Source organism: Butyrivibrio fibrisolvens, from assembly GCF_037113525.1.
In the GTDB taxonomy this organism is placed as follows: Bacteria; Bacillota; Clostridia; order Lachnospirales; family Lachnospiraceae; genus Butyrivibrio; species Butyrivibrio fibrisolvens.
Map to the genome: position 1 here is coordinate 2,883,711 of NZ_CP146963.1, position 26,935 is coordinate 2,910,645.

A 26,935-nucleotide genomic window follows, 5' to 3' on the forward strand; every position below is an offset into this window, starting at 1 on the left:
TGTTCAGCTCTAATTACCAAATTGCCTGGAAAAAAGGCGTTTCCAGTTATCTGATCATCTTATCAAGTTTAAGATTCCATAAATCAAGGTCATCATGTTAAGTTCAATAATTCTATGCGCCAGGCTGCCTTGAATCTGCGCTTGGCGTGCGGATCCTGTGATTTCTCTCAGGATCATATTCCATATCGAAAATATCTACAACTTCAGGCCCAAAGATATCATGCATATAAGAGTACAGATTAAAGTTCTCCATCTCACCTTCCTGAAGCCTTATGACCTGTTTCTTAAGCTCTTTTCTCGTATTGGAAAGCCACTCATCGATCTCGTTGATCTCATCCGTGTTGCGATGGAGCCTCTCATAACATACGGACATGGACGCAACCATGACTTTATAATTGAGCTGGTATATCTCTCTTGGAAGGCCCACAAGCTGATCTTCAAGAGCTTCGATCTGCGTGTTACAGTCGCCGATAAGCCTCTTTCTGTCATCAAGTTCCTTGGCAGCCGACTTGTCTCCCTTATTGAGCCTGTCAGAAATTCCTATAACTTCGTCAAGAAGAGTCTTTTTAAGGCGCTTTATATCTTTTATCTTCTGCTTAAAGGCAGCCTGCGAATCCATAAGCTTGTTAAGCTCAGTTGCAAGGGCCTGAATTTCTTCACTCACGCCCTCTTCGCCAAAAAGCATCTTCCACTTATCATCAGTTGTTACAATTGGTATATTCTTGCCAAGTAGTGCCGGCATGTAGACATCTTCTTCTCTGGACATAGCATCCTTCCTCTTAGGCACGAATTACAGGATATATAGAACAACGAAAACAGCCACTTAGTATTTCGGCAAGACCGCCTGATTTAATTAGAACTTAAGATATCTGCAAAGGCTCCAGCTTATCAAAAAGACATAGTCCGCTACTATCATTATATAATAAAACTCAACATAAATGACAGGCCCGCCAGGATGTATCCCACCCATACGCAGCCTGCCATTTTACTAACATTGTTATTTAGGAAAAAACTATTTGCTCTTATGAGCTCTCTCGTAACGATTGATGTTGTATGAAAGCTTCATAAGACTATCTGAAAGATGAACATTCTCAACCTGAACGTTGTCCGGAACATCAAGATCTACATGAGCGAAGTTCCAGATCGCCTTGATACCGGCCTTGATAAGTCTGTCTGCCATAGGAATTGCCTGATCCTTGGGAATAGTCAGAACAGCGATATCGATATTGTTCTTCTTAATGAAATCCTCAATCTCATCTACAGGACGGATCTCAACATCACCGATCATCTTGCCATAAAGTGACGGATCGTGATCAAAAGCGCCTTTAAATACAAAGCCTCTTGTTGAAAAATTGGTATAACCCGCAAGAGCTGTACCAAGATTACCCGTTCCTATTATTATGAGCTGATGCTTCTTATCAATGCCAAGGATCTTACTGATCTCGTCATAAAGATACTCAACATTGTACCCGTATCCCTGTTGTCCAAATCCACCGAAATTGTTGAAATCCTGCCTGATCTGTGAAGCAGTAACCTTCATAATATCTGAAAGTTCCTGAGATGAAATCCTCTCAACCCCACTAGCCTTAAGTTCACCAAGATATCTGAAATAACGGGGCAGGCGGCTGACTACTGCCTGGGATATTTCCTTATCCATGCGCCTTCCTCCTGATCTGTTATTATTGTTAATTTTGTATCACTCTATTAATTGTATCGTTTCGTTAAACTTTAGTCAATCAAAAATATACAGTTTTCCTCAGATCCCGCATCTTCGCAAATCCGCGGCTGGTGCGGCTTTTAGAGTTTTCCATAATATTATAAACGTAAACTCGCGCATATAAATCGGCTAGGTTGTCGCATATTCCTGAGGTTTTAGCATATTTTATATGCGCGAAGTTTAAGTTGAGTAATATATATGATATAATCCTTGGTGCAATTCTACGTAATGAGCTACAAATAACGAGGTATATCATGTTACTTTCATGTCACAATATATGTAAATCATTTGATGGAAAAGATATCTTAAAAGGTGTTTCTTTTCATATAGAAGCCAATGAAAAAGCAGCTATTGTCGGCATCAATGGAGCGGGCAAGACTACGCTGCTTAAGATAATCACAGGTCAGCTTTCTCCAGACGAAGGCGAAGTTGTTTTTGCTAAGGATACAAGTTTTGGATATCTGGCGCAGAACCAGAATATAGACTCATCTAACACAATCTATGATGAACTTAAGCTTGTAAAAAAGGATACGATTGAGCTTGAAGAGAGGATCCGTGAAGCTGAAGACAAGATGAAGGTCTTAACAGGGGACGAGCTCACAAAGCTCATGAACGACTACACCGCAATGACTCACCACTTCCAGCTTATCGACGGATATGCATGGCAGAGCGAAGTTGCGGGCGTTGCAAGAGGTCTTGGATTTACTGATGAAGAGTTTGGAAAGCCCATCAGCACTCTCTCAGGAGGCCAGAAGACCAGGGTTGCCCTTGGTAAACTCCTTCTGCAAAAGCCTGACCTCATCATCCTTGACGAGCCCACCAACCACCTTGATATGAACTCAATTCAGTGGCTTGAGACCTACCTTCTCAACTACAAGGGCGCAGTACTGATCGTATCCCACGACCGTTACTTCCTTGATAAGATAGCAGGCAAGATCGTTGAGATTGACCAGACCAAGTCCGGCATCTACAACGGCAACTACTCCTTCTATGCTACAGAAAAAGAGAAACGCCGCGCCATTGCTTGGCATGCCTACATCAATCAGCAGCAGGAAATCAAGCACCAGCAGGACGTAATCGATAAGCTTAAGAGCTTTAACAGAGAAAAGTCCATCAAGCGTGCCGAGAGTAGGGAAAAGATGCTGGCCAAGATCGAGCGTATCGAAAAGCCTACAGAAGTTGACGACGAGATGAAGATAAAGCTCACTCCCTCCTGCGTATCAGGTAATGACGTATTAAACGTTGAGGGCATCTCTAAATCTTTTGACAATGCACATCTTTTTGAAAATATATCATTTGAAATAAAAAGAGGTGAAAGAGTAGCCATAATCGGTGATAACGGAACAGGTAAGACCACAATGCTTAAGATAATCAATGGTCTGCTTCCACCTGACGCAGGTAAGATAACACTGGGCGTCAAAGTTCATCCCGGTTACTACGATCAGGAGCACCACGTCCTTCATGATGAGAAGACCCTGTTCGAAGAAATCTCAGATGAGTATCCAACACTAAACAACACTGAGATAAGAAATACACTTGCCGCATTCCTCTTTACAGGAGAAGATGTATTCAAGCGTGTCGGCGACCTCTCCGGTGGTGAAAAAGGACGAATGTCACTTGCAAAGCTTATGCTCTCAGAAGCTAATCTCCTGCTTCTCGATGAGCCTACAAACCACCTTGATATCACAAGTAAGGAAGTTCTTGAAAGCGCTCTTAACGGCTATGAAGGAACAGTCCTTTATGTAAGCCATGACAGATACTTCATCAACAAGACTGCTACCAGGATTCTTGATCTTACAAGCGGCGTCCTTGTTAACTATCTTGGTAACTACGACTATTACCTTGAGCATCATGACGAGCGAATGGCTCAGATCCTGTCAGGTAATCAGTCTGCTACTGCTACGGCTGCAGCAAGCGGCGTACTTCTCGGAGGCCAGAGCGCTTCTACCTTAGGAAGTACCACTTCAGCATCTGCTTCAGGCACGATCAAATCTAACAGCTTCCAGTATGCAGGTGACAGTGCCGATTCTACTGACGGTAAGGCTGACTGGAAAGCCCAGAAAGCCGCTGCTGCCCAGCAGAAGAAGAAGGAAAAAGAGCTTAAGGCCTGCGAAGAAGAAATCGCAAAGCTTGAAGAGCGTAACGAAGTCCTTAACGAAGAAATGTCCAGACCTGAGATCGCAACAGACCTTGCAGAGCTTCGCAAGCGCACGGACGAGCAGGAAGATATAACAGCAAAGCTTGAAGTGCTGTATGATAAGTGGGCTATGCTTTCTGAGTAATTCAGACCATAGCTTGTTATATATCTTAAGAAAAAAGAGGGTGTTATCTTCTATTCCAGAAGATTCACCCTCTTTAAATATCACTCAATTTCTTCTATTGTCAGGTCAGGAAGGAGCCTGTCGCTCTTGATCTCGCTGCCGTTATTCTTGGAGCAGAAAGCCACTCCTTTATACTCGATTGTCTCTCCAGCTTTAATCGTTATGTGCTCTTCACCTGTGTCTTCACATATACCAATTACATACTCATCACTTACAAGACCGCTTTCGTAGTCGTCTGTGAAATGAGCTTTTACTGAGAACGTGATGTCTTTATCAGAAGTATTCTTGAATGTGAGAACGCAATTAATCTTGGTCTCTCCATCCTGAACTACAAAGTCGCTAAGGTAGGACTTATCTTCTATTATCTCTACGCTTCCTTTTTGAGAATTCCCAAAGGTTAGGAATCCCATTACAGCTGCGCAAATAACAATCACAACTGCCAAAACAACAATAACTATCTTTTTCATATACAACGCCTCTACTTGAAATTATATATTTATACCTGTTGTTCTAAAATAAAAGGTAAACTACAACCATGAATGTATTGGGAAGTGGTCTATGCTTCTAATCAAGAATAGAGCTATCACTTACAAGGTGGTCCTTTTTAACTGAACATCTAAATAATGAATTAATTGCTCTAAATTGCCTGAATATTTTTCGCTTAAAGTAATATCTTTATACCTTAACTCGAATGCTATCATCTGTTCTCCATTCTTTTTCTTATACACTCTATAGTTATGAATATCATCATATCCGAATGAGCTTGATTGGGCATTTGACTCAACAATTATCTTATTATCTTCAAAACTTATTTGATTGATCGCTTTTCTATTGCTATTTACTATATTAACAATACAGATAATTATTAATGGAGCAAATATAAAGCTGAACACCCTAAATTCAGAATAATCGAAATGATTTGTTCCTATTCCCATGCTCAATAATGCTCCGGTAATACCTGGAACAAATGCAAAAATTGCACCTTTTATAGAATTTATGCATTTCCTATTTGTATCTATTTTTACCGTCATTTGTCACCTACTATTTATGTATTATGATTTAAAAATATTGTAAAAACCATAGGTCAACAGAGAAACAATCATAATTATTACCGCTATACAAATTACAGGAAAATATTTAAAAATCACTAAATAAAATCTACCTGCATAAATAATCATTCCGACAAGCATCACAAAAAGAATATACAACGGAATCTTTAATAACTTTCTTGGCTCTGTCATTGACGCTTCAATTATTCCCACCATAATTCCACTTAATACTATTTCTAAATATGTCATATAATATAATGGTCTTACACTTAAATCATCTACTCTAAGTGGAATTACAGAAAATATAGAAAACATTATTAGATTTATTTGTATGCCTATCCCATACATAATTGTAGTAACACTTGCACAATTACCAAAATGCCATAACCACGTAAAATAATATATTATTTTATTGTCGATTCTTTTTAATGGTCGTCCTGAGATTCTATCTGACCATACAATAACAAACCAGATAAAAAAGCTCGGCCACAAATCCTTAACAAATCTTATTATCATTCCCATCCTCCTTTATATTTACTTATTCTAATAAAAATATTGACACATAAAAGTAGAATAGGTATTCATACATTTCAAAATCACAGAAATAATTCACAAATAGCAACAAGACGCTTTTCTTACTTCTTTTCAGTAACTGTGTAATTATTCCTACAAAGTTTAAAATATTTAATTAGATGGACACTCATTATCGATAGATGCGTCTGGATTAATAGAACCAGGTTCAATAAACTCTACGATCATTTTTCCTTCTGTAGCCACATATTTATATCCTGTGGCATACATGTCTCCCTGTCTGGTATCCGAATTTTATGGTAAAAAGCCTATATTATTTTAATCTAATTTGCATTTTGTCTATTCATAATCCGACGAAATGCATCTTTTATGCGATGAAATGCATTAAAAATAAGATCGCCGATTATGGCAATCCTATTCCTTTGGAACTTCTCCCTGTTATATTAGAATTTAAGATATCTAACCTTTATTACTGGATTTCGTTGTAGCTACCAAATTAAGAATATCTTTACAAACTTCACGATAATTTTTATAAAACGCATAGATAACTATTCTCTTTTTTTTAATTTTTATCCTCATCCCCTTTCCTCCTATGCTATCTATGCTCTTTATTTCTTGGGGATCAATATAAAACGTCTTATTAAAAAGGTTTGTATAAACAATTTTATTTTGATCGACTTTCACTATAAAAAAAGCACATAGTAAAACCCAATACAAAAAGAAAACACCAAGCCAAATATTTGCAAATATAAACGCACCTAGATCTTCTTCGTTTACTTTCTGTCCCCATATTGGTTCTGTTAAAATCCAAATAAACCCCACACCAAACATAATAGTAAAAAAATACTGTACCCCACCTCTAGCATAACAAGTTTTTCCATTTTCCATTTTTTCTTCCTTACAAGATGCACTGCTCAACATATTTTATTCCTTCTTCATATAATGAAGTTGCTCCTGATGTAACTTCTGCTGATACATACGATTGAACTGTTTCTTGACCTACATATGATGCTAATAACCTCCATGCCTCTCCAGCGTCTGCAGCGCCAGATATAGCATAGTTAAATAGATCCTTTAACAAGCCTCCGTCAGTTATTATTTCTCCAGTCGTTTCTTCAATTAATAGAACCAGGTTCAATAAACTCATACCTGTATGTGGTCTTAGCATCGCTTTCAACAAGGCTTATTCTGTTACCAAAGGCATCATACTCATAAGAAGCTCTCAGCTGTACGTTAAGACTGGATCTTGTAAGTCTTCCCACCTCATCATACTGGTAGTCATACTGACCAGATACTGCAGCAAGGTCACGTCTTTCTCGGCTGATTCCTGAGATAAGGCCTGAATTGTTGTAGCTGTAGAAGTACTTATCAAGTATACCTTCTTTATCAGTGCTTGTCATACTTTCAAGGTTTCCGCCTGGAAGGTATGAGTAAGCCTGATTTACTCCATTTGAAAGGCGGAATAGTTCTAATCTTCAGTATCTATCCATATCGCGTTACTTGATAACTTACCACCACATTCTGGACACCCTAAAAATGGTAATCTGTATAATTCATTCATTCTTTCTTTCTCATTCTTCAATCCTATAACTGCATCTTCAACGGTTGGACATGCTATTTGCCCTTTCCATCCACATTCCTTACAATAAACATTTTGGATCGACACTACAAACCAATCGTTATGATAGTAAAAAGCCAAACATGGCATCCAAATTTCTGTCTTTCTCCAGGACAATGATCTAAAAATTATAGCAAAGCCATCATGATTTTCCATAAAATTGACTCGATGACTAAATAGATGCTTTGTTGCTTTTTTCATATTAGACCTAATATAATCCTTGGCCCTAATTATCTCTTCTTTCATATTTTTATCAAAGAAAAAAACTTTCTGTCCACCACAATATACAACATGTTTTGTAATTTTCTCTACATCTTCTATTCTAAGCATTCAAACACCTTCGATCCTAGTTTGATTAACCATTCGCTTTCACCAGCGCCCTCTAATGTCTGTTCTATTAACTGTGAAGCATGTATATACGCTTCATATACAGTACCAATTAATAGAACCAGGTTCAATAAACTTAGGTGTACCCACAAGGCTTCCTCCCATGAGCAAGCTCATGGGAGGAAGCCTATGGCAATCGAAAGGTTTATTTATGATTTGATCGGATATGATAAGAGCCCAGAGTTGTCACGATTCTCTGTGCTGCGTGGCTTATCATGGTCATAAAAATACAGGACGATTCAAGAAATACATATCCTACACCTATGGAAAAAATAAAGGATGCTATTAGTTCGGGAATTAGTTTCATGGCATTTTTTTCCTTGTTCATTACAGCTTGAAAAATAATGCCGGAGCACCATACAACAGCATTGATCAGTATTCCAGAATAAATATTCATTCCAAACTTATTGAGAAGTCCGCAGATAAAAGTCTGCATCATCAGCCTCTGTGGGATTTCCATGAAGGCGCCGTCAAGAATATTTGAAAACAGAGATTTGCGGGAATCAGTGGAACTGCTGTTTTCTTTATTTTTTGAGCCGGACAATAATCTCTTGCCGGCAAGCACTATACAACTTACCAGAAGTACCGTAACAATAGCTATGCACCATAGCCTGATATTGGCAATTCCTGATACTGCAAATGGATTTGCATTAAAATAAAGGCATATAATTGTTGCAGGTATAAGAGCTGTAAAGCATGTATCAAAGTATCCCGGCACGTTGAGCTTTCTTTTGGTCAGAAATGAATATATAAAAATCCAGGATGCAAACCAAATTCCGCTAAGTAAAAAGCCTGCCACATATATAAGAAAATATCCTAACATTCCCTTTTCTCCCCCTTGATATCAAGTATTTAGAAGTTTCAATTATAATCATAAATTCTCATATCCGCGAATCATCTACTTATAATATTACATTAAGCAAGAACTAGCATTCATGCGCCTGCTGTACATTTTGCTACTACATATTTTCACATCTAAATTAATAGAACCAGGTTCAATAAACTCATTTTATATATAATTCCCTTATCAGAGCCTGTAACTCTACAAAATCGTCATCAACAATATCCATATATACTATTTCTTTAAGTTCCTTTTTTATTTTATTGATGCTTTCATTCGTAAAGCCTGAAACGAGGTATTTGAGAATCCAAGTTTCCCATTCCCAATCCTGACTTTTGAAGACTTCTTTCAAATACGGTATGACTATGTTTTCTCTCTTCGATAAAATATTTATTATCGGCAAAGCAATCGGCCAGTTAATATCTTTGGTCCATTCCAACAAGTCTTTCATGATCACTTGCATTTCAGAGTCTGAAAGAACATTGATCTTATCCAGATTCCTATCATCAAACTTGTTCTTTGGTACAAGAGCCAGCAATCCAGCGGCACTGTTTTTATTGCTATTTTGGTTTGTTTTAGTACTCATATCCATTTTGCTTTAACTACATCTCTATTGATCAGCTCTCGTAACTCAAGAGGGTCAACTCCAAATTCTGTATTACTATAAACAATCTTTTCGCTATTAGCATCAACGACCATAAAGTCATACGCCTTATCCAAAGTATATGAAATGGAAATTGCCATTTCCCCTTTCATAAGCACATATTCTATTTTCTTATCGCATATATGTTTTTCTGTTGAATCAATATTTAATTCTGTTAATATCGAGCTTAGATACATAATAAACATCAATAGTCTGTTGTGTATTCTCTGGATAATAAATCAGATACATACCTCCATCTGTCAGCGTCATATCTCCAACCCTGTTCATAAGTATTTCTTTTTTCGAATCCAAATCAACAACAGTTAATGTATAATTCCATGACGAAATAGGATCTTTCCATTCAACCAGCTTCAAATAGACCTTTCCATCGCTATATACAATATCTTCATTATTAACCATGTCACTATAAGACAGTCGATAGACCCTGCTCACCTTTCCATTGCTATCTAATGCTGATACTTCCTCATGTTTGTTCTTTTTACCATAATAGAGAATTTCAGACCTGTCTTTGGCATAAGCTACAGAATAAATTGTATCTATATAATCTTCTACTTTATAAACGTCTTCTTCATCCGATTCCAGGTCATACTTCAGCAAAGACAATCCATTATCATTTACAGATGCGATCAGGTACTGATCTACCACATCCATTCCATACGAAATATAATCTTTATCAGAGCTAAATGTATAAAGAACTTTGATTTGTTTGCTATCAATATCATATGAACAGATATCTGTTTTCATATTGGTTTTATCTATTTTTTCATATATCAAATTATCCCTGTAAAAAAACACTCTGGGATTTTGCTTATCATCAATGACATCACCGGAAGTCGTATCTACTATCACATCTGCTCGAGAAGATATATCATATAAATGCCAACTACAAAGATCTGATCCGCCAAATGTATACTCTAGGTAAGCTACACGCTCTCCATCAAAGGCCATATACTCGTATTCAATATGGTCACCTGCAAGTATTCCCATATTATCAGTACTAGAAAAATCAACGCTTTTCGGATCATCTGTCAAAACTATAGATGTTTGACTATCTTCATCTTTAAAATGACCTATAATGGCATATGTGTCATTTACTCTAAGTATTCTTGCTAGACGGACATAATTCGCATCATTACTGGTTAATATTTTGTCGTATTCAGTAATATCTAATTCTGTTTTATTTATCCCTGACAAAAGACGAAATATAACAACAACTCCTATGATAACCACTAAAACCTTAAACACTTTTTTCATTAAAATCCACACTCCTTGTGATAGCTAGTCATTAATAAATATCCGGAATATATACTCCGTATCTGTCTATTTTCTCTTCGCCATCAAATAGTATTTTTTCATTATCATCATATACTTTTAACCTATCTTCAGCTTTTACAATAATCAAACACTTTACCCCTTGTTTTTCTGATTCTAGGGTATTTTTCGAATAATTATCTATCAGAAAAAAATATTTATCTGTTGCTGTACTTACATAATAGTATGAACTTATCTTTTTAATCCTATAATTTCTATCTGACGACTCAAACGAGCCAGCAGGGCTTGATTCCTCGTAAGAAACTATGTTGCCATCTATAAAATCAAACATAGATTGTACATCCGCATCAAAGCTTTCTGAATTTTCTATTGCATATTCAGAAAATAACTCTTTGATGGCATCTTCATCTTTGTTATTAATCCCCTCTATGATTTTTTCTAAAATATCATCAGATACCTTTTGATCACTATCCCAAAATGAATGATGTACACATCCAGTAAGAAAAGTAACTGATATAAAGAAAACCATAACGCATTTAATTATCCTATGCATTGATCATCCTCCTACTATTGACCAATTAATAGTATCAGGTTCAATAAACTTTCTGATATCTGCACATTCATCCAGTGCCTTTTTTATACTATTGCTATACATGTTCAACTCTCTTTTATCCTTTTCATTCCTCATACCAGTCCACGTTGTGAACCGATCTGGTCTTCTTCACAGGAACCTTCTGAAACTCGTCCTTTTCCACATCATATATAAAGATATATTTCTTAATCGGGATCAGACCATCACCACCGCAGAAATAGATAATGAATCTGCCATCCTTAGAAACTCTCACAAGTTTTTCATCGGCAGCAGCCTTTTTCTTCTGCTTGATCTTGTCGGTAATTACGGTAGTCTCTCCAGAGGAAAGGTCATACCTTAGCAGCGTATTATCAATCTCGTAGACAAGATAGCTTCCATCATCAGATAGATCAAAGTCATAGATCCAGCTGTCACCATCGACAATAAGATCAAGAGAATTGCTACCCTTGTCATAACAAAAAAGCTTGTAATAAGAATCTCCGCCCAATCCTCCAGTGATCATGTAAACCTTCTTAGAATCCTGATCCACCAGTGCTCTTCTCACATGATATCCTTCATACTGAGTGCCAGAAAAGCACTTCTCATACTCATTAGGATATTCATTTTTCTGCAAAAGGTTTACAAGAGATTCGTCAAGCTGAACTTCCTTATATTCATTATCAGCACCGCTAAAGATTACGCCAAAACCATCATCGTAATAACGTAAGTTAACTGCTGTATACGCAATATCCGGAAGTACCTTGTAATTGGCCACTGTTTTCAATCCTCTGACAATAGCGCTAAATCCAACAAGAACAAGTAGTGCCACAAGCGTAATACCTATCTTCTTAAGGCGTTTCTTCGTAAAAAAGCCTCTCTTTTTAAGCAGAATCAGGTTACCAATAACAAATGTAAGTATTGCTGATGCAACCTGGATCGGTAAAAAGAGCTGGAAAATAAAAGCCGCTGTATGAAAATCTTCGGCATTATAAGCCGCAAAAAAGTCATAACCAACCAGTGCTGCTGTTACCAATATGGTAATCAAGTTAAACAGCCAGATTTTCTTGCCCTTAATTACATAAAGCACACATAGGATAGGCGCAAAGGCAAAAAACAAGTAAAACAAAATCCAAAGTAACCCCATAAAAGCAAAACCTCCTTTTATTCCCTTTACGTGCATTTTATTTATAATTGCTTTGTCAGAACCTGGCGCAAATTCGCCTTTATTATTTTATATGCCCATGCATTTCATCGCTTTGTCATCCGACGAAATACATTTTTTATCTGACGAATGACATCTTAAGCATCCCTTACAAGATCTGATGCTCTTTCCAATAAAAAAGACCACAGCCAGATGAACTATGCTCATCTAGCCGTAGCCTATTATTCTAGCTTTATACTATATTATGCTTAAATTCTTGCAACGCCTGTTTCTCTGGCTGCTTTTGCTGTTGCAGTTGCAACGGCTTCTTTTACCCTAGGATCGAATGCCTTTGGAAGGATGTAGTCTGCGCTAAGCTCTTCGTCAGATACGAGGGATGCTATAGCTTTAGCAGCTGCGATCTTCATCTCGTCGTTGATCTCTGATGCTCTAACATCGAGGGCTCCGCGGAAAATTCCAGGGAAGCAGAGTACGTTGTTGATCTGGTTAGGATAGTCGCTTCTTCCGGTTGATACTACTGCTGCGCCTGCTGCCTTTGCTTCGTCAGGGAAGATTTCAGGAGTAGGGTTAGCGCATGCAAAGATGATAGGATCTTTAGCCATAGAGCGAACCATGTCCTGAGTAAGTGTTCCCGGTGCAGATACTCCGATGAATACATCTGCGCCCTTGATCACGTCTGCAAGAGTTCCTTTTTCCTTATCAAAGTTTGTGATCTTAGCCATCTCTTCTTTGATAGGGTTGAGGCCTTCGCGGCCTTCATATATAGCGCCTTTACGGTCTGTCATGATTACGTGCTTAAGGCCCATTGCCATAAGGAGCTTGATGATAGCGATTCCGGCTGCGCCTGCACCGCTTGTAACGATCTTGATATCTTCGATGTTCTTACCAACAACTTTAAGGGCATTCATAAGTCCAGCAAGTGTGATAACTGCTGTGCCGTGCTGGTCATCGTGGAAGATCGGGATATCACTTACTTCCTTAAGCTTTTCTTCGATTTCAAAGCATCTTGGAGCTGAGATATCTTCAAGGTTGATTCCACCAAATGAGCCAAGAAGGAGGGATACTGTCTTAACGATCTCGTCAACGTCCTTGCTTCTTACGCAAAGCGGAACTGCGTCAACATCGCCAAATGCCTTAAAGAGAGCACATTTACCTTCCATAACAGGCATGCCTGCTTCAGGTCCGATGTCACCAAGTCCAAGAACTGCTGTACCGTCAGTTACAACAGCAACTGTATTCCAGCGTCTTGTAAGCTCGTAGCTCTTGTTAATATCCTTCTGAATCTCAAGGCATGGCTGAGCAACACCAGGTGTATATGCAAGGCTCAGAGCTTCTGATGAATCAACAGGAGCGCGGAGCGCAATCTCAATCTTACCCTTCCATTCGTAGTGCTTATCAAGTGAAACCTTAGCGTAATCCATTTTAGATCCTTTCCTGAACATATTTCTAATGTATTTAGTTTTTATGATATATAAGCATTGGAAAAAAATCCTTAGCATCCATATCACATAAATTCCTGAACCATATTAACACAAAATCCGCAACAAGTGCGGATTTTATGATCAATATTTGAATAATTAGTCAAAAAAGTAATGACTAATCATCTTCATATCCTGAATCAAAGATTCTCTAAGGTATCTTTTATCGCAAGAATGAAGTTTTCTGTATTAAGTTTCTGTGTGTTTTCAAGAGTTGTCATAAGCTGAAGATCGCCTGTCATCTTGCCGCTTTCGATAGTGGAAAGTGTTGCCTTCTCAAGCTTATCTGCAAACTCCATGAGCTCCTTATTGCCGTCAAGCTCGCCGCGCTTTCTAAGTGCGCCTGTCCAAGCAAAGATTGTTGCAACAGGGTTAGTTGATGTCTCTTCACCCTTAAGGTGCTTGTAGTAGTGTCTCTGAACAGTTCCGTGAGCTGCTTCGTATTCGTATACTCCGCTTGGGGATACGAGTACTGAAGTCATCATAGCAAGTGAACCAAATGCTGATGATACCATGTCACTCATAACGTCGCCGTCATAGTTCTTACAAGCCCAGATGAATCCGCCCTTAGACTTCATGACTCTTGCAACAGCATCATCTATAAGTGTGTAAAAATATGTTATGCCTGCTTTATCAAATTTATCTTTATAATCTTTTTCGAATACTTCATCAAAGATAGCACGAAAAGTTGCATCGTAAGTCTTACTGATAGTATCCTTAGTTGCAAACCATACATCCATCTTGGTATCAAGTGCGTACTTAAAGCAGCTGTGTGCGAAGCTTTCAATGGACTTGTCCTTATTGTGCATACCCTGAATTATTCCTGGTCCGTCGAACTCCTGAATTGTCTCGCGGATCTCTTTGCCATCAGCACCTGTAAATACAAGCTCTGCCTTACCTGCGCCAGGAACCTTGATCTCAACGTTCTTGTAAACATCACCGTATGCGTGACGGGCAAGTGTTATAGGCTTCTCCCATGTACGAACGTTAGGATCGATGCCCTTTACCATGATAGGTGTACGGAATACTGTTCCGTCAAGAATAGCACGGATAGTACCGTTAGGGGACTTGTACATTTTCTTAAGATCATATTCCTTGACTCTGTCTGCGTTAGGTGTGATAGTTGCACACTTAACTGCAACGCCGTACTTAGCTGTAGCATTGGCTGAGTCGATTGTAACCTGATCATCTGTCTCATCTCTGTGCTTAAGACCAAGGTCGTAGTACTCTGTTTTAAGATCGATAAAAGGTGTAAGAAGGTGCTCCTTGATAAGTGCCCAGATAATTCTGGTCATCTCATCTCCGTCCATCTCAACGATTGGTGTAGTCATCTGGATTTTTGCCATTAAATCATCTCCTGTCATGTGCTAAAACAATAGTTACTCAATAATTTTACTTGTATTATATGGGATATCTATTTTTAATCAACTTAGTCTTCCTGCGATATGATCATCTTTTATTCATCTTCCTTAGCATCACTATCTTCACTATAAAGATCATACAATCCGTATTTGACCATATTGGAGTATGCATTGATCATATGCTGGTTAGCAAGCTGCTCGGCAAGATCTGCATCCTTGTCCTTGATAGCAAGCATGATCTGTTCATGTTCCTTGTTGGATACAGGCCCTCTGTTGGTAGACAGGGTCTTCTGCCTGATTCTAAGTACATACTGATGAAAATCCTTAAGCGTATGCTCTAACATCTTGGAATGACATGATTCATACAAAATTGTATGGAATCGGTTATCAAGCTCCGCAAGCTGATCCATATGTCCCTTGGCTGCATGGAATTCTGAAAGGTATACTACCTCTTCCATCTCTTCCATCTGCTCCTTGGAGATATTCTCGCAGGCCCATCTTGCGCACAGGCCCTCTAGTTTTGAGCGGATCATATATATATCTTTTACATCATTTGCATGTATTCCGGTAACATAAGCTCCCCTGTTAGGGATGATCTTGATAAGACCTTCAAGCTCAAGCTGTCTGAAAGCTTCACGAACAGGAGTTCTTGAAACTCCAAGCTCTTTGCCTATAGCTACCTCTTTAAGTTCTTCATTGTCCTTGTACTTACCGCTAAGAATATCTTCACGAATCTTGTGGAACACTCTTCCTCTAAGAGAATACTTATCCATCTCTTCAGGATTTAATTCTTTATTTGTCATATTTGACCTCATTAGAATATTTTGATTTTCATATACAGCCCATGGCAACTATCAGCCAGTTTCTTGCTACATCAAAGCAATAACCAGCGTAACATCACTTATATTTAGGCTGAAATGAATTCTTCCATTCCAAGCTCTTTTTGTACATTCTCGATCTCAGTTACAAGCTCTTCATCAGTAAGGACTGTTACTCGTCCATCTGCATACTGCTTGTCTACCCACTCTTTGATCTTAATAACAAGCGGTGACTTCTTGTCCATTGCCTTCTCATTCTTAAGATTGTAGTGAATGTTGATCCAGTGTGCTATTCCTGCAAGACCAGAAGTATTGCTTACAGCACTGATCGGAGGCCTTCTAAGGAATTTTTCTGTGTCAAAAATGTTATATATCTCTTCGTTCTTAAGCAGTCCATCTGCATGGATACCTGCTCTAGTAACGTTGAAATTCTTTCCTACAAAAGGAGTCTGTGGTGGAATGTGGAATCCAATCTCTTTTTCATAATACTCGGCAAGATCAGTGATAACCTGAGTATTCATGCCGTTGAGCGTGCCCTTGAGCTGGGCATATTCAAATACCATAGCTTCCAAAGGCGTATTACCCGTACGCTCGCCGATTCCAAAGAGTGAACAATTAACGCCGCTGCAGCCGTAGATCCAGGCTGTAGTTGAGTTTGTAACTGCCTTATAGAAGTCGTTGTGACCATGCCACTCTATAAGCTCTGATGGAACGCCGCCGTTAGTATTAAGCGCATAGATTATACCCTGTACACTTCTTGGTATAACTGCACCCGCGAAATTGACGCCATATCCCATTGTATCACAAGCACGGACTTTTATCGGGATTTTATATTCTTCTTTTAACTTCATAAGCTCGATACAGAACGGAACTACAAATCCGAAGATATCTGCACGGGTTATATCTTCAAGGTGACATCTGGGGCTGATTCCCTCATCAAGACAGGAACGGATAACAGAAAGATAATGCTCCATAGCCTGTCTTCTGGTCATCTTAAGCTTTAAGAAAATATGATAATCGGAACAGGAAACCAGAATACCTGTTTCTTTAAGACCAATCTCCTTAACAAGCTTGAAATCCTCCTGACTTGCACGGATCCAGCTTGTTACCTCAGGGAATTTGTAGCCCTTTTCAAGGCACTTGTAAACTGCATCTCTGTCTTTTTTACTATATAAAAAGAACTCTGAAGCTCTGATCATTCCATTAGGGCCGCCAAGCTCATGAAGCATGTCATAGATTGTGACTATCTGCTCTGTAGTATACGGTGCGCGAGACTGCTGACCATCACGAAATGTTGTATCCGTGATCCATATATCCTTGGGCATATTGTGTGGAACTATTCGATCGTTGAAAGGAATCTTGGGTATTTCCTCATAAGGAAACATATTTCTGAAAACGTTCGGCTTCTGTACATCATCCAGAATGTACATGTGCTCTTCGATCTGCAAGAGATTATTCTTGCTGTTCATCGATACCGGACGGTTTTGGAATGCGTTATTATCCTGCCTCATTGCAGCTGCCTCCCTATTGCTAATAATGAAATTTAGTGAAGATATGGTGCTGAATTATATTTGCGTATAATTGTATACAATCATACATCTTGTGTCAAGGCAGTGAATTTCACGTGTTTTGAAATTTGGCAGATTAATTATTTATTGTATTTCCTGTTTTAAAATCGAGATATAATTATAGGTAGAAAGATCTATTATTTCTATTTTCACACGTAGCAATTATACAAGATGTATTTCTATGTACGTATATAGTACATGTTCAGAAACACGAAGTTCTGCAAAGAACTTCTATTTACTGTTTTCAAAAGTATATATAGTACACAGTTTCAGTAATATGGAGTTATGCAAAGAACTCCTATGCACATCAAGAGGAGGCCTCATTATGACCAAAGCCACTGAAAAAAGATACTCAGATCTTTTCTCCTACATCTTCATTATCATAGGCGCCATGATGGCAAGCTTCTCCGTTGCCTGCATACTCCTTCCTAACGATACTCTTGATTACGGAACTGCAGGCCTTGGCATCATCACAAGTAAACTCACCGGCTTCAACCTCTCTGCCTGCGTATTCGGAATCTTCATCCCCTTTATAATCGCAGGCTTCTATTTCCTTGGCGCAAAGTTCGCCATAAGAGCACTCGTAGGAACCGCCGTCTACACAGTAGGCCTTGAACTCTTCGAAAACATCCCCTTCGTCCTCGATACCGAGCACTTCATAGCCGTCGCCTTCGGCGGCGCGATCCTTGGCGCAGGCCTCTCCCTCATCCTCAGGTTCGGCGGTTGCATCGACGGCTCCGAAATACTTGCCAACATCGTCGTTGACAAATTCACCGAAAAAACCGGCAAAAACATCAGCATGACCTCAATCCTAGTAGCCTTCAACATGATGGTCTACCTCCTAGCCTTCTTCCTCCTAAACCAAAACAGCGCCCTCTTAGGCCTCCTAGTCTACGTAGTAGCCACAGCCATCATCGACCACTTCACCGACCACTTCGAATCCATAAAGCGCGTAACGATCATAACCAAAAACCCTGACGCCATGATCGACAAGATCCGAAATGACATGAAGAAAACCTGCACCGTCATGGACTCCTACGGTGCCATAGCTGGTAAGAACAAAACCGTCATCTGCTACGTAACCTACTTCGAACTACGAAAATTAAGAGATATAATCGATTCCTTTGAAGAGAATGCATTCATCACCGTATCTACAATCGATGAAATTCATATAAAAAGTTAACCTACCTTCGCACATTTAAAGGTAGCCGTAAAACTGGGAATCTTCCAGGGGCTGGCGGTTAATAAATGATTTGATGGTCTTTGAAAATTATATGCAATTCAAGAGCTTGATAGATGGAGATTTATATTCCCGCTTAGGGTCCGCATGTCTGAGCGAAGCGAGTTTCGGACCCTGGGAATAGAAATCGCCAGCTATCATGCCTTGAATTTCATATAATTTTCACGACCATCAAATCATTTATTAACCGCCAGCCCCTGGAAGATTCCCTTTTTTACGACCACCTTTAAAGTGCGACACCCCCCACCAAAAAAGGTTTGGTGCCCCCCAGCACCAAACCTTTTGTATTTGCTACCCCTTCTCTAAAAAAGTTAATCGTCTGATTCGCTATCTGCTGCAACCTTAGCTGCTCTAGCCTCAACCTCTTTGGCCTGAACATCTGAAGGACACTGCTCGTAGCGAGCAAATTCATATTCATAATCTCCTGCACCACCCGTCATAGAACGAAGCTGTGTGCAGTATCCGTACAGTTCCATCTGAGGAACGTCAGCTGAGATCACCTGCTTACCACCACCAATAGGATCCATACCGGTTACACGGCCGCGGCGCTTGTTAAGATCACCCATAACATCACCAGTGAAGCTGTCCGGAACAGTAACCTTAAGGTTTACGATAGGCTCAAGAAGAACAGGAGTTGCCTTCATGAACGCATCCTTGAATGCCTGTCTGGCTGCAACCTTGAATGCCATTTCGGAAGAGTCTACAGGATGATAAGATCCATCGTAAAGTGTAGCCTTAACGCCAACTACAGGATATGCTGCAAGAGGACCTCTCTGAACAGACTCTGCAAGACCTTTTTCTACTGCAGGGAAGTAGTTCTTCGGAACTGCACCGCCGACAACTTCTTCTGCAAACTCATAGGACTTGGTTACATCGCCAAGAGGCTCGAAGCGCATCTTTACATGACCATACTGACCATGTCCACCTGTCTGCTTCTTGTACTTAGACTCAACATCCGCATTCTTACGGATAGTCTCACGGAATGCTACCTTCGGCTTTGTAAGATCGATAGCAACCTTGTACTCGTTGAGGAGCTTGGATGCGATAACATCGATATGCATGTCACCCATACCATAGATAAGTGACTGATGATTCTCAGCATCGTTAACTACTCTCATAGTAGGATCTTCAGCCTGAAGCTTAGCAAGAGACTGTGCGATCTTATCTATATCGCTCTTATTCTGAGCGTGATATCTCTGACATGTGAATGGTCTAGAGATATTCATCTTAGCGTACTGAACAGGAGTAGCCTTGGTCGCAAGTGAATCTCCTGTATTGATATCGAGCTTCTGAAGTGCGCAAAGATCACCGGCGTGAACTTCTGCGATCTCTTCAGTCTTATTTCCTCTAAGGATATAGAGCTTACCGATCTTAACTTCTTCATCCTTATTAGGATCATAAAGAACATCATCTGTCTTAAGAACACCTGAACGAACCTTAACAAGTGAATACTTACCAATGAAAGGATCGATGATTGTCTTAAATACGAATGCTGTCTTAGGCTTTGAGAAATCGAAGTTAGCTTCGAAGATCTCGTTAGTCTTAGTATTGATACCGCTCATCTTGCGGTTCTCAGGGCTAGGCATGTACTTAACAATATCATCAAGGAGTGTATAAACACCTTCGCAGAATATTGATGAGCCCTGCTCTACAGGAACAATGCTACCGTCGCAGACATTGGTACGAAGAGCGGAACGGATCTCGTTTTCTGAGAATGTCTCTCCGTTGAAGTAACGTTCCATGAGATCTTCACTTGTCTCTGCAACAGCTTCCATAAGAGTATCTCTGTAGGAAGCAAGGTATTCTTTACTGTATTCCGGAACATCCATAGGAGTAGCTTCCTTATTTTCCCAACGGAATGCCTTCTCCTGAATTACGTTAACGTAACCAATAAGCTTTTCATCTTCACGAATAGGAAGATTGAATGGAGCTATCTTCTTACCAAATTTATCTACCAAATCCTGGACGACCTGACGATATGATACTTCATCGATATCCATATCTGAAACATAGATCATGCGAGGAATATTGTATTCTTCACAAAGATCCCATGCCTTCTGGGTTCCAACTTCTATGCCGCTCTTACCTGATACAACGATTATAGCTGCATCTGCTACACTTATAGCCTCTTCAACTTCTCCAACAAAATCGAAGAAACCGGGAGTATCAAGAATATTGATCTTGCATCCATCCCATTCGATCGGGATAGTTGAAGTACTAATGGAAATCTTGCGCTTTTGTTCTTCTTTGTCAAAGTCGCTAACGGTATTACCATCATCGATAGAACCAAGTCTTGATGTAACGCCTGCAAGATAGCACATAGCTTCAGCCAGAGTTGACTTGCCGCAGCTACCGTGCCCGAGCAAAACAACGTTACGAATCTTGTCAGTGGTGTAAACGTTCATATCCTGTCCTCCAGTATGTAATTATTTTGGGTAAAATGCAGATAAAACTAGATTCTCCTCCCACATGTCCCATGTATATATTTTACAAACATTTGCCCTGAATGGCAAGAAAAATGTGCATTTGCTCCAAAACGTTTTTCCGAATACGTGTGTTTTCCTATTAACATGTGTTTTGGGATATTGTTTTTCGCGATTTAACGTGGTATAGTAAGAAAAAGTTGTTAACTAAAAAAAATATTGGACAGTACTCATGGAAAACATAACTTGTGGATTTATAGGCCTTGGCCTTATCGGCGGTTCAATGGCCAAAGCTCTCAAAAACGGTAATAAAGATCTAAGGATCGTAGCATACGATGTAAATATGGAAACTCTTGAAATGGCCCGTGCGGATGGTATTGCTGATGAGATCACATCTTCCATCGACGAGCATTTTCTTGCGTGCGATTATATCTTTTTGTGTGCACCCGTTCAGATCAATATCGAGAATACTAATAAGATAAAATCTTTTCTGAAAAAAGATGCTATTCTCACTGACATAGGTTCTGTAAAGACCCAGATTCACGATCATATTCACAGCCTCGGCCTCGATGCCCAGTTCATAGGCGGACATCCCATGGCAGGAACTGAAAGGATCGGGTATATCAATTCGAAACCTATCATTCTTGAAAATGCATACTATATTCTTACAAAAACTCCTGAAACAAGTGATGACAAACTTAACCACTTCTATGATCTTGTAAAGAGCATGGGCGCGATCCCTCTTGTCATGGATCACAAGCAGCACGATTATATCGTTGCAGCTATTTCTCATGTACCTCATGTCATCTCTGCTTCACTTGTAAACCTTGTTAAGAATTCCGATTCCGAGAACGGACTTATGAAGCTTACCGCAGCAGGCGGCTTTAAGGATATCACAAGAATCTCCTCATCCTCTCCTGTTATGTGGCAGCAGATATGTCTTACCAATACTAAAAATATATCTGAGCTTCTTGGGAACTACATTGATTCCCTTAATAAGATAAAAGAACAGATCGATAATGGTGAAGGCGACTCCATCATACGCTTTTTCAATGATGCAAGAGTATACCGCGAATCCTTTATTGATTCTTCGGGCGGTCCTATCAAAAAGGCCTATAACGTTCATATCGATATTGCCGATCAGCCGGGTGTACTTGCAACAGTTGCTACTCTCCTTGCCGTTCATAACATCAATATCAAAAATATAGGAATCATGCATAACCGTGAATATCAGAGCGGTAGTCTCCAGATCGAGTTTAACGATGAGCACGACCAGCTTGAATCTATAGCACTTCTCAAGTCACACGGCTATATAGTTTCATAAATTAATTAAAAGGGTTTATTTCTTATCAACAACTATATTCTTGTATTAATATTATTTAAATGTATATTATTAATAATAAGACTATCCATATTAGATGATATGGTCTATTTACAGGTTCAGGCACCATATCTTAGAAATACCAACACGCTTTTTAACAAGTTTTACCACATAATAGTTCTACTACTAAACAAGGCAGGTATCTATGATCAAATTAACACGCGCACCCAAACCACTTAAAGGTGAGGTATACGTACCCGGAGACAAATCCATCTCCCATCGCAGCGTTATGTTTGCTGCCCTTGCAGAAGGCTCCTCACAGATAACAGGCTTTCTTGAAGGTGCCGACTGTCTCTCAACTATTGATTGTTTCAGAAAAATGGGTGTTCTTATTGAGCACTCTGACAGACCCCTTAACGGCGTTCCAACTATAACTGTACATGGCCAGGGTCTTCACGGTCTCAAAGAGCCTACTTCTCCCCTGTATACCGGTAACAGCGGAACAACTACAAGACTTATGGCGGGAATTCTTGCTGCTCAGAAATTCAACAGCGAGATAACAGGCGACGAATCTATTGAAAAAAGACCCATGGGCCGCATCATGAGGCCTCTGTCTGATATGGGCGCAATTGTTACCAGCGTAAAAGGTAATGACTGTTGCCCTCTTCGCATTGAAGGCGGTCACACACTTCACGGAATCGTATATCACAACTCTGTAGCATCAGCTCAGGTTAAGTCCTGTATCCTTCTTGCAGGTCTCTATGCTCAGGGTGATACTGTAGTTCACGAACCTGCTCTTTCAAGAAATCATACTGAGATAATGCTCAGATACTTCGGAGCAGATGTTCATAACGATGCAACCCGCTACGGCCCATCAGCAGCTGTACTTCACCCGGGTATGCCTTTGTATGGAAGAAGTATAAATGTACCAGGTGATATAAGTTCAGCAGCATACTTCATCGCAGCTGCTCTCATGGTTCCCGGCTCAGAAGTACTCATCCACAACGTCGGCATCAACAGCACACGTGCAGGATTCCTTGCTGCTGTAAGACAGATGGGGGCTGATATCACTCTTCTTAATGAAAATAATGACATGGAGCCAAGAGCTGATATCCTCGTAAGATATTCAGAGCTTCACAGTCCTAACAATGATACTTTCGAACTTGGCGGTAAGATAATCCCGACCATGATCGATGAGATACCGATATTTGCTGTACTTGCAGCTATATCAAACTGCAAGACCATAATCAAAGACGCAGCAGAGCTTAAGGTCAAAGAAAGTAACCGAATCGATACTATCGTTGAAAACCTGACAGCTATGGGCGCAGATGTTACTGCAACAGATGACGGAATGATCATAAACGGCGGCAAGCCTCTTCACGGAGCAATCATCGATTCCCACAAGGATCACCGCATCGCCATGAGCTTTGCGATCGCATCACTGGTAGCTTCAAGTGAAACAAGGATCAAGGACGAAGAATGCGTAGACATCTCCTACCCGACCTTCTTCCGCGACTTCAGAAGCCTTATTAATAACTAAGCATGAAATGTTTTCAAAACTCTCCATTTAATATGGGGAGTTTTGTTTATGGTACGCCCTACGGCGCACGTTTCAAATGAATTTTCACCCGGCCAAGAATTTCCCACAAGAAAACAAAAAAACCGTACTCACTTATTTCCCACAAGAAAACAAAAAAACCGTACTCACTTATTTCCCACAAGAAAACAATAAAAAATCCGTACTCACTTTCGCAAGTACGGATAAAACATTTTCAATCATCATCCTCATCGTCATCATCATGAGGAACGAGTTCTTCCACAGTCTCATAGACTGCTATTCGCTGTCTGTCAGAATCAGGCATTCCTATAAATATACATCCATAATCATAGCCATCATCATCTCTTTTTTCAGATCTGACGATCTGGAGAAAAACATTAATAACCTCTTTAGTCCAGATAGTAAGCTCTGCCTGATAATTATCCCCTATTGTCAGCTGCTCAGGACAACTAAATCCAAGACCATGTCTCGAACAGTTCTGAATATCAATAGAAACCTCAGATGAAGGACCGTTTCCACTAAGTGACTTCATCATCAGTACTCCGGACATAGATAATCTCTTGCTCTTGCGCCTTTCGTTCATAATGTGATCTCCCATCATCGGAGGCAATCATAGATTCTCTCTACAATCCGTGATTGTCTTCATTATTTTCACCGTATTGATAAGCTCATTAACAAGTAATTGTGACGCACTACTATTTTAAATATATCGCATTAATTATTTATTGACAAGTTATATACGCGCTTTCGTTTTTTCTTTACTGTATAAACTATTAGTACTATTCTTCCGAAATAAACTGCGCAGGCGAATTTATTAAGTCCTTTAATAATTCTATTCGTTTTTCTTTTTCCAATATTTAATTCAAGTGTTTTTTATGGAGGTGAATATCGATATGGCAAAAAACAGCGCAGCGCCACAGTCAGGCAAAGTCAAAAAAAGTATCAGCAAAACTCTTCTCATAAGCCTCATGCCTATCATAGTCATAGGTATAGTAGCGATTATTGCATTCCTGACCTTGAATGCTAAAAGCAACATAACTGAGCTTTCTCTTATGGATCTTCAGGCAGAAACTCAGGCTAATGCACTTAACCTTGGTACTTCATTCAGAATGCTGACTGCAAAATTCGGTGAGTATTGTGATACTTTGGAGCAGGTAGAATTCAAAGATCATGATGCAATGCTCAAATATATTGAGCCTTCTACTAATTATAAGGCTATTGAAAACAGCGGTTTGTATATAGGTTTTTCTGATGATACTTATATCTTTGCAAATGGCACTATTCAGGATGAATCCTGGAAGCCAACAGAAAGAGGCTGGTACCAGGCTGGTCTTGGTCACGAAACATTTGTAGAAACTGATCCTTATGTAGACTCTTCTACTAATGCGCTTTGTGTTACCTTCGTAAGACAGAATGATTTCTATAACGGCGAAGTTGGCGTATGCGCTACCGACGTATTTCTGACCGACCTTCAGGAAAGAGTTAATTCTCTTACACCTATGAAGACTGGAACCTCCATAGTTGTTGCCGGTGATTATATTATCTCCTATGTTGACTCATCTCTTAACGGCGGCAAAATTTCCACAAGTGGAAGTCCTCTTCTTACAGCACTTAAAGCACATATTGATAGTGGTTCCGAAGATATAATCACTCTTACAAGAGACAATACAGACACCGAGCTTTACATTGCAACATATCCTATTCAGGGAACAACATGGACTATCGCATCCGCTGTTCCGGTAAAAGACGTCGAAGCAAGCGCAAACAGATTCATGAATTATGCTATTGGCGGACTCATTGTACTTATTGCTCTTATAACAGCTGTAATCCTTATAACTATCAATCGCGTAATAACCAAACCTGTAAAAGGACTTTCTGAAAGCATTCTCAAGATCTCAGGCGGCGACTTTACAACCAAGATGCCGGCTGACAAAGGTGATGAGATAGGTCTTATCAGTAAAGAAATGGGCAATTACGTTCAGATCATGAATAATACCATCAATTCCATTCAGTCCAAAGCCGAACAGCTCAAAGATGACTCCAATTCTTCCAAAGATGCATCAGAGAAGATGACTGAAGGAGCTAATGAACAGTCTGTTTCCATGGGTCAGATCCAGACTACCATGGATGATATCACAAATGCCGTATCAGAGCTTGCAGGTAACGCAACACAGCTTGCCAGTGCTGTTGCAGATCTTACTGACAGCGGTAATAAGACCAACGATATCATGCTAAATCTTGTAGATCAGGCCGATATCGGACAGCATGATATGAACAATGTTCAAAAGAATATGGAATCCATAACAAGTTCAATGAGTGAAATGAACGATGTTGTTAAGACAGTTGGTGAATCCGCAGATAAGATCACCGAGATCGTTGAAATGATCGATTCTATTGCCCAGCAGACCAATCTTCTTTCACTCAATGCTTCTATTGAAGCTGCAAGAGCCGGTGAAGCAGGTAAAGGCTTCGCTGTCGTTGCTGACGAGATTGGTAAACTTGCTCAGAACAGCCAGGATGCTGCCAAAGAGATCAGTACTATCATCACTGAGATCACTCAGCTTATAGGCAATCTTGCCACCAAATCACAGGTTAATATGGATGCCATCCAAAACAGTAGTGATGCTGTATCCAAGGCAGGTGACAGTTTCAATAAGATCTATGAAGATCTTAACAGTACCGCCAATACCATGAAAGACATGATCAGCATGATGAGTAACGTTAATGATATTGCATCAAGCGTAGCTGCCATCTCCGAGGAGCAGTCAGCAAGTTCTGAAGAAGTTAACGCAACTATCGTAAATCTTGCTGAGAATGCAAAAGAGATCGCAGATGAATCCAATGGTGTTGAACAGGTTGCAATATCAGTTTCAAATTCTGCTGTATCAATTAACGAAGAACTTAGTAAGTTCAAGATAGTTCAGGGATAATGTGACCTATCGCTAAGTAATTTATAAATTTGACTTTTCAACCTCCAATTTCAATAAATAAGGGCATGTCGCAACATTCTGTGACATGCCCATTATTATTCTTAA

Annotated in this window: 26 protein-coding genes; 5 read left to right on the plus strand and 21 right to left on the minus strand. The window is 39.6% G+C overall.

All coding sequences use genetic code 11. The annotated features are described in order from the left end of the window. Window positions 1–112 precede the first annotated feature (112 nt). Window positions 113–766 carry a hypothetical protein gene (locus tag WAA20_RS12025; RefSeq protein ID WP_073387919.1) on the minus strand — a complete coding sequence of 218 codons (654 nt, stop codon included), beginning with the start codon at window positions 764–766 and terminating at the stop codon, window positions 113–115. Between the two features lie 246 nt (window positions 767–1,012). After that, window positions 1,013–1,657, minus strand: coding sequence for a redox-sensing transcriptional repressor Rex (locus tag WAA20_RS12030; RefSeq protein WP_073387921.1), 645 nt, complete (start codon window positions 1,655–1,657; stop codon window positions 1,013–1,015). A 314-nt stretch (window positions 1,658–1,971) separates the two neighbouring features. On the opposite strand from WAA20_RS12030, the gene abc-f reads away from it, so the two are divergent. Further along, window positions 1,972–3,999 carry a ribosomal protection-like ABC-F family protein gene (gene abc-f, locus WAA20_RS12035; RefSeq protein ID WP_073387923.1) on the plus strand — a complete coding sequence of 676 codons (2,028 nt, stop codon included), beginning with the start codon at window positions 1,972–1,974 and terminating at the stop codon, window positions 3,997–3,999. An 80-nt stretch (window positions 4,000–4,079) separates the two neighbouring features. Here the strand turns inward: abc-f and WAA20_RS12040 are convergent, their stop codons facing one another. From WAA20_RS12040 to WAA20_RS12120, 17 genes are all read right to left on the minus strand, one after another. Continuing rightward, window positions 4,080–4,505 carry a hypothetical protein gene (locus tag WAA20_RS12040; protein WP_073387925.1) on the minus strand — a complete coding sequence of 142 codons (426 nt, stop codon included), beginning with the start codon at window positions 4,503–4,505 and terminating at the stop codon, window positions 4,080–4,082. A 120-nt stretch (window positions 4,506–4,625) separates the two neighbouring features. Beyond that, on the minus strand, window positions 4,626–5,069 hold the full coding sequence (locus WAA20_RS12045; protein ID WP_073387927.1) for a hypothetical protein: 444 nt from the start codon (window positions 5,067–5,069) through the stop codon (window positions 4,626–4,628). Between the two features lie 21 nt (window positions 5,070–5,090). Then, window positions 5,091–5,603: a hypothetical protein gene (locus WAA20_RS12050; protein WP_073387929.1), complete on the minus strand. Its 513-nt coding sequence runs from the start codon at window positions 5,601–5,603 to the stop codon at window positions 5,091–5,093. Between the two features lie 474 nt (window positions 5,604–6,077). Then, entirely contained in the window at window positions 6,078–6,539 is a 462-nt protein-coding gene (locus WAA20_RS12055; RefSeq protein WP_073387931.1) for a hypothetical protein, read from the minus strand. Next, window positions 6,517–6,765, minus strand: a complete 249-nt coding sequence (locus tag WAA20_RS12060) for a hypothetical protein (RefSeq protein WP_139263748.1) — start codon at window positions 6,763–6,765, stop codon at window positions 6,517–6,519. Before WAA20_RS12060 ends, WAA20_RS12055 begins: the two co-directional genes overlap by 23 nt. Beyond that, window positions 6,734–7,018 (minus strand): RHS repeat domain-containing protein, encoded by a 285-nt coding sequence (locus tag WAA20_RS12065; protein WP_073387935.1) that lies wholly within the window; start codon window positions 7,016–7,018, stop codon window positions 6,734–6,736. The genes WAA20_RS12060 and WAA20_RS12065 overlap by 32 nt, the downstream gene beginning before the upstream one ends. Window positions 7,019–7,086: 68 nt before the next feature. Then, entirely contained in the window at window positions 7,087–7,566 is a 480-nt protein-coding gene (locus tag WAA20_RS12070) for a hypothetical protein (RefSeq protein WP_073387936.1), read from the minus strand. A gap of 202 nt (window positions 7,567–7,768) precedes the next feature. Continuing rightward, window positions 7,769–8,446: a hypothetical protein gene (locus WAA20_RS12075; RefSeq protein WP_073387938.1), complete on the minus strand. Its 678-nt coding sequence runs from the start codon at window positions 8,444–8,446 to the stop codon at window positions 7,769–7,771. A 181-nt stretch (window positions 8,447–8,627) separates the two neighbouring features. Then, a complete protein-coding gene (locus tag WAA20_RS12080; protein ID WP_167562718.1) occupies window positions 8,628–9,050 on the minus strand; it encodes a DUF5071 domain-containing protein in 423 nt (140 codons plus the stop codon). Next, window positions 9,047–9,220, minus strand: coding sequence for a hypothetical protein (locus WAA20_RS12085; RefSeq protein WP_338801096.1), 174 nt, complete (start codon window positions 9,218–9,220; stop codon window positions 9,047–9,049). The genes WAA20_RS12080 and WAA20_RS12085 overlap by 4 nt, the downstream gene beginning before the upstream one ends. 46 nt (window positions 9,221–9,266) lie before the next feature. After that, the gene (locus WAA20_RS12090) at window positions 9,267–10,382 is read right to left on the minus strand and encodes a hypothetical protein (RefSeq protein WP_073387944.1); all 1,116 of its coding nucleotides are present in this window, start codon (window positions 10,380–10,382) and stop codon (window positions 9,267–9,269) included. 31 nt (window positions 10,383–10,413) lie between these two features. Continuing rightward, window positions 10,414–10,953: a DUF5104 domain-containing protein gene (locus WAA20_RS12095; RefSeq protein WP_073387946.1), complete on the minus strand. Its 540-nt coding sequence runs from the start codon at window positions 10,951–10,953 to the stop codon at window positions 10,414–10,416. Between the two features lie 124 nt (window positions 10,954–11,077). Beyond that, on the minus strand, window positions 11,078–12,115 hold the full coding sequence (locus WAA20_RS12100; protein ID WP_073387948.1) for a hypothetical protein: 1,038 nt from the start codon (window positions 12,113–12,115) through the stop codon (window positions 11,078–11,080). Between the two features lie 266 nt (window positions 12,116–12,381). Then, window positions 12,382–13,554 carry a malic enzyme-like NAD(P)-binding protein gene (locus tag WAA20_RS12105; RefSeq protein ID WP_073387950.1) on the minus strand — a complete coding sequence of 391 codons (1,173 nt, stop codon included), beginning with the start codon at window positions 13,552–13,554 and terminating at the stop codon, window positions 12,382–12,384. A gap of 197 nt (window positions 13,555–13,751) precedes the next feature. After that, window positions 13,752–14,957: an NADP-dependent isocitrate dehydrogenase gene (locus tag WAA20_RS12110; protein ID WP_073387952.1), complete on the minus strand. Its 1,206-nt coding sequence runs from the start codon at window positions 14,955–14,957 to the stop codon at window positions 13,752–13,754. 110 nt (window positions 14,958–15,067) lie between these two features. Next, on the minus strand, window positions 15,068–15,775 hold the full coding sequence (locus tag WAA20_RS12115; protein WP_073387954.1) for a GntR family transcriptional regulator: 708 nt from the start codon (window positions 15,773–15,775) through the stop codon (window positions 15,068–15,070). Between the two features lie 104 nt (window positions 15,776–15,879). After that, window positions 15,880–17,301 (minus strand): 2-isopropylmalate synthase, encoded by a 1,422-nt coding sequence (locus WAA20_RS12120; RefSeq protein WP_073387956.1) that lies wholly within the window; start codon window positions 17,299–17,301, stop codon window positions 15,880–15,882. A gap of 382 nt (window positions 17,302–17,683) precedes the next feature. On the opposite strand from WAA20_RS12120, the gene WAA20_RS12125 reads away from it, so the two are divergent. Continuing rightward, window positions 17,684–18,541 (plus strand): YitT family protein, encoded by an 858-nt coding sequence (locus tag WAA20_RS12125; protein WP_073387959.1) that lies wholly within the window; start codon window positions 17,684–17,686, stop codon window positions 18,539–18,541. A gap of 368 nt (window positions 18,542–18,909) precedes the next feature. Here the strand turns inward: WAA20_RS12125 and fusA are convergent, their stop codons facing one another. Beyond that, window positions 18,910–21,003, minus strand: coding sequence for an elongation factor G (fusA, locus tag WAA20_RS12130; RefSeq protein WP_073387961.1), 2,094 nt, complete (start codon window positions 21,001–21,003; stop codon window positions 18,910–18,912). A 250-nt stretch (window positions 21,004–21,253) separates the two neighbouring features. Here fusA and WAA20_RS12135 point away from each other — a divergent pair, with 250 nt between their 5' ends. Together WAA20_RS12135 and aroA are read left to right on the plus strand one after the other, a co-directional pair. After that, the gene (locus tag WAA20_RS12135; RefSeq protein WP_073387963.1) at window positions 21,254–22,345 is read left to right on the plus strand and encodes a prephenate dehydrogenase; all 1,092 of its coding nucleotides are present in this window, start codon (window positions 21,254–21,256) and stop codon (window positions 22,343–22,345) included. A 202-nt stretch (window positions 22,346–22,547) separates the two neighbouring features. Then, window positions 22,548–23,882, plus strand: a complete 1,335-nt coding sequence (gene aroA, locus WAA20_RS12140; RefSeq protein ID WP_073387965.1) for a 3-phosphoshikimate 1-carboxyvinyltransferase — start codon at window positions 22,548–22,550, stop codon at window positions 23,880–23,882. Window positions 23,883–24,114: 232 nt separating this feature from the next. Here the strand turns inward: aroA and WAA20_RS12145 are convergent, their stop codons facing one another. Next, window positions 24,115–24,483, minus strand: a complete 369-nt coding sequence (locus WAA20_RS12145; RefSeq protein ID WP_073387966.1) for a PilZ domain-containing protein — start codon at window positions 24,481–24,483, stop codon at window positions 24,115–24,117. A 310-nt stretch (window positions 24,484–24,793) separates the two neighbouring features. On the opposite strand from WAA20_RS12145, the gene WAA20_RS12150 reads away from it, so the two are divergent. After that, window positions 24,794–26,830 (plus strand): methyl-accepting chemotaxis protein, encoded by a 2,037-nt coding sequence (locus WAA20_RS12150; RefSeq protein WP_073387968.1) that lies wholly within the window; start codon window positions 24,794–24,796, stop codon window positions 26,828–26,830. Window positions 26,831–26,935: the final 105 nt, after the last annotated feature.

What these genes read in the sequence shown, in the direction of transcription:
- WAA20_RS12080 (WP_167562718.1), bottom strand. Translation starts at nt 9,050, where the DNA reads ATGAGTACTAAAACAAACCAAAATAGCAATAAAAACAGTGCCGCTGGA.
- WAA20_RS12040 (WP_073387925.1), bottom strand. Translation starts at nt 4,505, where the DNA reads ATGAAAAAGATAGTTATTGTTGTTTTGGCAGTTGTGATTGTTATTTGC.
- WAA20_RS12145 (WP_073387966.1), bottom strand. Translation starts at nt 24,483, where the DNA reads ATGAACGAAAGGCGCAAGAGCAAGAGATTATCTATGTCCGGAGTACTG.
- WAA20_RS12045 (WP_073387927.1), bottom strand. Translation starts at nt 5,069, where the DNA reads ATGACGGTAAAAATAGATACAAATAGGAAATGCATAAATTCTATAAAA.
- WAA20_RS12115 (WP_073387954.1), bottom strand. Translation starts at nt 15,775, where the DNA reads ATGACAAATAAAGAATTAAATCCTGAAGAGATGGATAAGTATTCTCTT.
- abc-f (WP_073387923.1), top strand. Translation starts at nt 1,972, where the DNA reads ATGTTACTTTCATGTCACAATATATGTAAATCATTTGATGGAAAAGAT.
- WAA20_RS12085 (WP_338801096.1), bottom strand. Translation starts at nt 9,220, where the DNA reads ATGAAAGGGGAAATGGCAATTTCCATTTCATATACTTTGGATAAGGCG.
- WAA20_RS12030 (WP_073387921.1), bottom strand. Translation starts at nt 1,657, where the DNA reads ATGGATAAGGAAATATCCCAGGCAGTAGTCAGCCGCCTGCCCCGTTAT.
- WAA20_RS12100 (WP_073387948.1), bottom strand. Translation starts at nt 12,115, where the DNA reads ATGGGGTTACTTTGGATTTTGTTTTACTTGTTTTTTGCCTTTGCGCCT.
- WAA20_RS12105 (WP_073387950.1), bottom strand. Translation starts at nt 13,554, where the DNA reads ATGGATTACGCTAAGGTTTCACTTGATAAGCACTACGAATGGAAGGGT.
- WAA20_RS12120 (WP_073387956.1), bottom strand. Translation starts at nt 17,301, where the DNA reads ATGAGGCAGGATAATAACGCATTCCAAAACCGTCCGGTATCGATGAAC.
- WAA20_RS12135 (WP_073387963.1), top strand. Translation starts at nt 21,254, where the DNA reads ATGGAAAACATAACTTGTGGATTTATAGGCCTTGGCCTTATCGGCGGT.
- WAA20_RS12070 (WP_073387936.1), bottom strand. Translation starts at nt 7,566, where the DNA reads ATGCTTAGAATAGAAGATGTAGAGAAAATTACAAAACATGTTGTATAT.
- aroA (WP_073387965.1), top strand. Translation starts at nt 22,548, where the DNA reads ATGATCAAATTAACACGCGCACCCAAACCACTTAAAGGTGAGGTATAC.
- WAA20_RS12095 (WP_073387946.1), bottom strand. Translation starts at nt 10,953, where the DNA reads ATGCATAGGATAATTAAATGCGTTATGGTTTTCTTTATATCAGTTACT.
- WAA20_RS12075 (WP_073387938.1), bottom strand. Translation starts at nt 8,446, where the DNA reads ATGTTAGGATATTTTCTTATATATGTGGCAGGCTTTTTACTTAGCGGA.
- WAA20_RS12090 (WP_073387944.1), bottom strand. Translation starts at nt 10,382, where the DNA reads ATGAAAAAAGTGTTTAAGGTTTTAGTGGTTATCATAGGAGTTGTTGTT.
- WAA20_RS12025 (WP_073387919.1), bottom strand. Translation starts at nt 766, where the DNA reads ATGTCCAGAGAAGAAGATGTCTACATGCCGGCACTACTTGGCAAGAAT.
- WAA20_RS12110 (WP_073387952.1), bottom strand. Translation starts at nt 14,957, where the DNA reads ATGGCAAAAATCCAGATGACTACACCAATCGTTGAGATGGACGGAGAT.
- WAA20_RS12150 (WP_073387968.1), top strand. Translation starts at nt 24,794, where the DNA reads ATGGCAAAAAACAGCGCAGCGCCACAGTCAGGCAAAGTCAAAAAAAGT.
- fusA (WP_073387961.1), bottom strand. Translation starts at nt 21,003, where the DNA reads ATGAACGTTTACACCACTGACAAGATTCGTAACGTTGTTTTGCTCGGG.
- WAA20_RS12125 (WP_073387959.1), top strand. Translation starts at nt 17,684, where the DNA reads ATGACCAAAGCCACTGAAAAAAGATACTCAGATCTTTTCTCCTACATC.
- WAA20_RS12060 (WP_139263748.1), bottom strand. Translation starts at nt 6,765, where the DNA reads ATGAGTTTATTGAACCTGGTTCTATTAATTGAAGAAACGACTGGAGAA.
- WAA20_RS12055 (WP_073387931.1), bottom strand. Translation starts at nt 6,539, where the DNA reads ATGTTGAGCAGTGCATCTTGTAAGGAAGAAAAAATGGAAAATGGAAAA.
- WAA20_RS12050 (WP_073387929.1), bottom strand. Translation starts at nt 5,603, where the DNA reads ATGATAATAAGATTTGTTAAGGATTTGTGGCCGAGCTTTTTTATCTGG.
- WAA20_RS12065 (WP_073387935.1), bottom strand. Translation starts at nt 7,018, where the DNA reads ATGACAAGCACTGATAAAGAAGGTATACTTGATAAGTACTTCTACAGC.